The sequence below is a fragment of the Lentzea sp. NPDC004782 genome (assembly GCF_040609115.1).
Classification (GTDB): Bacteria; Actinomycetota; Actinomycetes; order Mycobacteriales; family Pseudonocardiaceae; genus Lentzea.
Window position 1 is genome coordinate 1 of the sequence record NZ_JBEXJN010000142.1, and the last position, 6,254, is coordinate 6,254.

Sequence of the window (6,254 nt, forward strand, 5' to 3'; positions counted from 1 at the left end):
TATGATGGGCGCCTTCTTCCACCTGAGGTGGATGAAGGCGCCCTTCATCCACCACGGGGGAGGCCGGAACGGACAGGTACGGGGACGCTTGGCTCCATAAAGGACGGTTAGCCGCCGAACTCGGGAAGCGTCATCGCGGAGTGCTCGGGCCGTCCCTGCGCGGCGGGCATGGTCGTGAGCTCGCGCAGGGCGGCGTTGCGCGCGGCGAGTGCCTCGGCGGTGCCGGGGAACATCTCCGCGCGGCCTTCCTCGACGAGGTCCTGGTTCGCCTCGGCGAACGGGCGGGTCTGGCGTTCGTACGACTCGAACGCCGCCATGTGGTCCGGCGCCGTGGCCAGGTGACCCGCCAGCACGTAGGCGCCGACGAGCGCGAGGCTCGATCCCTGCCCGGTGAGGAACGACGGCGCGTAGGCGGCGTCACCGACCAGGGCGACGCGGCCGGACGACCAGCGCGGCAGGCGGATCTGGCTGACCGTGTCGAAGAAGAGGTCGTCGGCCGCGCGCATCGCCTCGACCAGCTTCGGCACCTCCCAGCCGTCCTCGGCGAACACCGACGCCACCAGCTCGCGCTGGGCCTGCGGATCGCGGAACGCGTGGAACGGGGCCGTGGCGCGGGTGAAGCACAGGAAGCCGTGCACGCTCTCGCCCGAACCGACCGCGTACAGCACGGCGGCACGGCCGGGTTCGTTCCACATCAGGCCTTCCTGTCGCAGCCCGAGGTGGTTGGGCATGGTGAAACCGGCGAAGCAGTAGCCGAGGTAGCGGTGGAACTGCTCTTCCGGGCCTAACGTCAGCGCGCGCACCGCCGAGTGCAGCCCATCCGCGCCGATCACGTGGTCGTAGGTGCGTTGGAGGCCGCTGCGGAACGTCACGTCCACGCCGCCGTTGTGGTCGGCCATCGCGACGATGCTGTTGTCGAAGAGGAACTCGACGTCGTCGCGCACGGTGCCGTAGAGGATCTCGGCGAGGTCGCCGCGCCGGACCTCCAGGTCGCGGTTGCCGCTGCGGGTGAGGGACTCCGGGCGCATCGACGTGATGGCGTCGCCGCCGGCGTCGAGGAACGTGAGCCGGCGGGTGTCGACGTGGACCTCGCGCAACCGGGGGAGCAGGCCCATCCGTTCGACCACGCCGAGCGCGGTGCCGCGGATGTCGATGGGGTAGCCCCCGCCGCGCAGGGTGTGCGACCTCTCGACGACGGTGACGTCGAAGCCGTGTCGCCGCAGCCAGAACGCGAGTGCGGGACCGGCGATGCTGGCGCCGGAGATCAGGACGCTGCTCATGTGATGCCTCCACTAGCTAACTTAGGTATCCTTCTCGACCGCAAGATGATCGCCGCGAGTACGGGGCGATGAGACAACCATATACCTAAGTTAGGTAAGTGACAATGAGTGAGGCCCTGAACCCCGAGGCGGTGCTGCCGCACCTGATGCAGCTGAGCACCGTGCTCAACCGCAGCCAGCTGGTCGAGCGGGCGATGGAGCACGCCGGCCTCCCGCTGGACCGCCCCGGCATGACGGTGCTCATCACCCTGCACCTGGCCCGTCAGCCGCTGAGGGTGGGGGAGATCGCCGCACGGATGCAGGTCGTCGGCCCGCACGTGACGCGACTGCTGCACGAACTGGAGCGCGGTGGCCTCGTCCAGCGCGTGGTCGACCCGAACGACCAGCGCGCACGCCTGATCGAGCTGACGGGCAAGGGCTCGGCGGCGGCCGGGCGCTACCTGGAGGCGATCCTCGGCTGGTTCACCGGCGCGGTGGCCGACTGGTCCGAAGAGGACCGGCGCACGTTCGGCCGCCTGCTCATGCGGTTCGTGGAGGACCTCCAGGCGAAGGTCGCCGACCTCGACTGATCATCGCGGTGCCGTGGCAGGATTCAGACGTGCCCGATGCCGTCTCGCACTACGCCGCGATGCTGGCCAACAGGACGTTGCCGTCGGACGCGCTGTGCCTCACCGCGGTCCGCGGCCTGTCCGTCGACGAGGCTCTGGCCCGCTTCGACGCCGCACCCCGCACGCGCGCGACGACGTTCACTGAAGCCGGCCAGGCCTCGATCAGCGCGTATCCCGACGAACTCCCGCTCGTCGTCGCCGACGAGCTCGACGGCTGGGTGTTCCTGGCCGAGCACGGCGGTTTCCACGGCTCACTGCCCGAGGTCCTGGCGGCTTTGTCCGCCGGCACCACGGCCGTGACCGCCTTCTGGAACGTCGACGTCGACAACACGATCACCCTTGCCCGCGACGGCCGGATCCTCGACGCGATGGACTTCGTCCTGGACCACGAACCGACCGCGGAGCTGACAGTCCACCTCGACGGCCTGGACTTCGAGGACCCCGAGCTCATGTGCGCCTCGGCGCTGGCGTTCGTCGAGCGGGTGACCGGAGTCCGGCTCGGCGCCGACTGGTTCGCCGAGCCGCACCGGACCGCCACGATCACGCCGTCGTGGCGGTTCGAAAGCTTCGACCCGGCGAGCTGGCTCGCGGTGAACGCCCCGGAGATCTTCGATCTGCTCCCCGAGGCCGGTACGCCGGTGCTGCGCGAGATCGCCACGACGGCGGCCCGCCGAGCCTGCGCCGCCAACGGAGTCGAGGACGGCCTGTCGCAGAGCCGCGACCAGCTCACCGCTCGCCTCCGCGAGACGCACTTCGAGGCGCTGGACCTGCGTTGGGACCGGTGCACGCCGACCGACCCGTGCGCGGACCCCGTGACCCGGTTGCAGGCCGACCACGCCCGCCGGTACGCGGACACCACGGCGGAACGCGTGCTGGTCGCCCGTGCGCACGCGCTGGCGGCGGTCCGGGCCTGTCTGGCCGAGGACGCGATCACGGCCGCCGCGCAGGCGCTGATCAACGCCTGCCAGGCCGATCGCGCCCACTGGGCGGACCTGCGGCGGCAAGCCGCGACACGTCTGGCCGGGGCACGCTGACCTGTGTTGTCAACGGGCCTGCTGGAAGGCCAGGTGCAGGCGGGCCGAGATCTCGTCGGCCGCCTCGGCCAGGTGAGCCAGCAGAGCGGTGAACGGCAGTTCGTCCGCTGGGGAGACTCTGACGTGTGGCGCGACGCGCGAACCACTCGCCTGCCGCCTGGGCGTGCGGGCGCTGTCCTCGGTGAGCCCTGCCACCGGCTCCAGTCCGGCAGCCAGGGCGACCGAGGCAGGTGCCGGGAGATCGCGGATCTCCGCCAGCAGCCGCAGTGATCGTTCGACGCGCTCTGCCAGGTCGTCGCGGTCGAGCACGGAGCCGAGGTGGTCGTTGGGCAGAGGCGACCACGTCGTGCGTTGGCCGGTCCGGTGCACGGCCAGCCCGCTGTGGCCGTACGGGCTGGGCGCCGAACGCACCCAGGCGACCTGGCTCGTGACCGTGGTGGACAGCTGCTCGGTGTCCTTGAAGAGCCGATGCGCCCTGCCGTGAGCGGGCAGGGTCTCGCGGAGGTGCTCCAGCCCGTGTGGTTCCAAGCGGCCGTACTGGTCCACCGGCACGATGTGGAGTTCCACGGCGCAGCGTTCGAGCGCCGATCTGGTGCCGGTCAGATCCGTGCGCCAGCTGACGTCCACCGGTCTGCTCAACCGGGTCCACGTGACGGCCTTGGAGGAGAAGGATTTCCGTCCGTTCAGCGGGTGCGCCAGCAGTTCCGCCGCAACCGCGATGGTGAACGCCGCGGCGTTTCTGGCGGCGACGGACTGCCAACCCGCGTCGTCGGTTTCGTGCTTGCGGCCGTCCGCCTTGTCGCTGATGCCGCGGACGGTCAGGAAGGGGACGCGGTTCAGATGTGCGGCTTTCGCGGTGCCGGCGCTTTCCAGTTCGATCGCGGCGGCATCCGCGTAGTTCCGGCGAAGTTGCCGGGCCAGCGGTGTCTCGCGGGAATTGAGCACGACTTCGCCGGCCGCGATCGGGCGGAAGCGCACGGCGGGGACGTCCGGCAGGCCGCGGTGCCAGGAGTCACCGCGACTGACGACGTGGGCGATCTGTTCGAGCTCGTGGTCGGCGTCCCAGGCCTGGGGCCGCGCACCGAAGCCCTCGTCGTCGTCGAAACCGCCGTGATAGGCGTACACCTTGGTGCCGACGACGACCGTGCCGAGAGCGAGGTCCGAGTGGAGCGCGCCGGCGATTCCGGCGAAGAACACCGCACGTGGACGGAACTCGGCGATCGCGCGTTCGGTCAACGCCGCGGCGGACTGGTTGCCCGCACCGACGAGCGCCAGGGCGACACGTCCCGCACCTGCCTGGATCGGGCCCACCGCGAAGTGGGTGCCGGCGGGGTGGCGGTGCACCTCCGGAAATTCGATCAGGTCCCGCACAGCGGTGTACTCGGTTTCCAAGGCCGTCAGCACCACAACGGTGTCCGTGGGTTCGGTCGTCACCCTGATCCCGCCTTGACAGCTCGGTTCTGCCGGGAACCTACCCGCTCGGCTCCGCCTTTCCTTGGCCTGTCAGGTTTTTGTCATTGAAGTCGGATCAGGGGGAGCTGCTGGAAAGTCTTCACGAGCGCTTCGTGCTCACGGCGTGTGTAACCGAGGAACTGGATGCGCCGCAGCCGGGTGTCCGGATGGTCGACGAGGTGGTCCATCGCGGCGGTGACCATCGACTCGGCGGTGGGGGCGATGTCGGCGCGTGCCGCACCTGTGCCCAGCAAGGGGAACAGGACGCTGCGCAGCGGCAGGGGCTCCAGCCCTTCGGCCACCGCGAGGACGTTGCGCACGCAGCCGCCCACATCGGCCACCTGGCGGTAGCCGGCGGCGGGTTCACCGTGGACCGCGGCAACGTGGATCACGTGCTGAACGTTGTGCGTGCGCGCCAGTTCGCCCGCCCCGGTGGTGATCACCGTGCCGGGGGCGACGGGCCGTTGCCCCACCTTCGCGTCGAGCTCTGCGGAGATCGGGTCGTCGACCGGCCTTCCTGCCTCGTCGCGGCGGGATCCCCAGAACCGGACGACGCCCGACACGCTGAAGTCCGTCGGCCGGGCCATGCGCATTTCGGTGTTCTCGCTGTTGACCCAGACGTCCGCGGTCGTGCACCGGAGGATGTCGCCGGGCACGATCACGAGCTCGCACCGAGAGTCCCGGGCCGGCCGGAAGGAGGACGTCGCACCCGACGCCCGTGTCTCATCTGCCAGATGTGGCAGGAGACCGCGCAGCTCCCGTACGAGATGAGCCAGGTCGTTCTCGATGGTGTAGTGCCTCAGCCTGAGGTGCTGGCAGCGCGCCAGCGCGGCGATGCCGTCGGGAAGATCCGCCTCGGCTGGAATCTCCGCGTTCTCGATGAGCACCGGAATCACCCGTATGCCGCGGGAGAAGGCCTCGGCGATCTCCCGCTGGACCCAGTCCTGCCGCGCGTCGCCGAGCAGGCCCGGCCACTCCGGCCCGATGACGGCGATCAGCACCTGGCACCGGCGGACGGTGTCGAAGACCTGGTCGACGAAGTCGTCACCGAGCCTGATCGAGCGGGAGGCGAGGAAGACCTGGTCGGAGCCGAACTCCTGGGCCAGCGCCTGGTGGACCAGCGTCGCGTAACCGGGCTGGTCCTGGACTCGGTAGTTGACGAAGACAGCGGCCACACGGTCAGCGTACGGTGATCGCGCGCCTGACTGTCCACTATGGATGGAAGTCGGCGTGCTGGAGGAGCTGACTCGGTTCGGTACTGTGGTGCAGGGGTGACATGTGTGGCTTGAGGATCAGACCGGCGCAACCCGATGACCTGCCGTCCCTGGTGGGGCGGCTGGGGCAGGAGGGCTACTTCGCCGACCGCCTCGAGCGGCAGGACGCCGGCCACGGCGTCCTGCTCACCGCGTGGCGGGCCGGCGTGGTGGTCGGCGTCGTCTACCTGTGGCTGGAGCCCGCGGAGGAACCGGAGATCCGCACGCACCTCCCGGACACCCCGCTGGTCACCCATCTGGAGATCCACCCCGATTACCGGCGCAGGGGAGCCGGTACCAGGCTCATTCGCGCCGCGGAGGAATTGCTGGCCCACCGGGGATACGACGAGGTGGCGCTGGCGGTCGAGGTCGGCAACACCGATGCCGCGGATCTCTACGCCCGGCTCGGCTTCCGGGAGTGGCCGCATTCGCTGGTGGAGTGCTTCGCGCCGAGTGACGGCAACGGCCACAGGGTCGCCGAGATCTGCAAGGTGCTGGTCAAGTCTTTGGAGCGCGTCGAGAACCAACGACAATGATGCGCCTCCGGCCGCACGTTGTCGTCGATGAAGGGCGCGTCGTAAGTGGACCGTTCAGGCGCCTCGGGTGCTTCCTGGATGATGACGTGGG

The 6,254-nt window shown here is 69.8% G+C and carries 6 protein-coding genes; 3 read left to right on the forward strand and 3 right to left on the reverse strand.

Annotated elements, in window-relative coordinates; translation table 11 throughout:
- Nucleotides 1–107: 107 nt before the first annotated feature.
- On the reverse strand, nucleotides 108–1,280 hold the full coding sequence (locus ABZV40_RS46190) for an FAD-dependent monooxygenase (protein ID WP_355456483.1): 1,173 nt from the start codon (nucleotides 1,278–1,280) through the stop codon (nucleotides 108–110).
- A 104-nt stretch (nucleotides 1,281–1,384) separates the two neighbouring features.
- Between ABZV40_RS46190 and ABZV40_RS46195 the strand changes: the two genes are divergently transcribed.
- Both ABZV40_RS46195 and ABZV40_RS46200 read left to right on the forward strand, forming a co-directional pair.
- Nucleotides 1,385–1,849, forward strand: coding sequence for a MarR family transcriptional regulator (locus ABZV40_RS46195; protein ID WP_355456484.1), 465 nt, complete (start codon nucleotides 1,385–1,387; stop codon nucleotides 1,847–1,849).
- A 29-nt stretch (nucleotides 1,850–1,878) separates the two neighbouring features.
- Nucleotides 1,879–2,922 carry a DUF6461 domain-containing protein gene (locus tag ABZV40_RS46200; RefSeq protein WP_355456485.1) on the forward strand — a complete coding sequence of 348 codons (1,044 nt, stop codon included), beginning with the start codon at nucleotides 1,879–1,881 and terminating at the stop codon, nucleotides 2,920–2,922.
- Between the two features lie 9 nt (nucleotides 2,923–2,931).
- On the opposite strand, the gene ABZV40_RS46205 is transcribed toward ABZV40_RS46200, so the two are convergent.
- Both ABZV40_RS46205 and ABZV40_RS46210 read right to left on the reverse strand, forming a co-directional pair.
- Nucleotides 2,932–4,356 (reverse strand): 5'-methylthioadenosine/S-adenosylhomocysteine nucleosidase, encoded by a 1,425-nt coding sequence (locus ABZV40_RS46205; protein WP_355456486.1) that lies wholly within the window; start codon nucleotides 4,354–4,356, stop codon nucleotides 2,932–2,934.
- Between the two features lie 80 nt (nucleotides 4,357–4,436).
- Nucleotides 4,437–5,549, reverse strand: coding sequence for a TIR domain-containing protein (locus ABZV40_RS46210; protein ID WP_355456487.1), 1,113 nt, complete (start codon nucleotides 5,547–5,549; stop codon nucleotides 4,437–4,439).
- A 110-nt stretch (nucleotides 5,550–5,659) separates the two neighbouring features.
- Between ABZV40_RS46210 and ABZV40_RS46215 the strand changes: the two genes are divergently transcribed.
- Nucleotides 5,660–6,163: a GNAT family N-acetyltransferase gene (locus ABZV40_RS46215; RefSeq protein ID WP_355456488.1), complete on the forward strand. Its 504-nt coding sequence runs from the start codon at nucleotides 5,660–5,662 to the stop codon at nucleotides 6,161–6,163.
- Nucleotides 6,164–6,254: the final 91 nt, after the last annotated feature.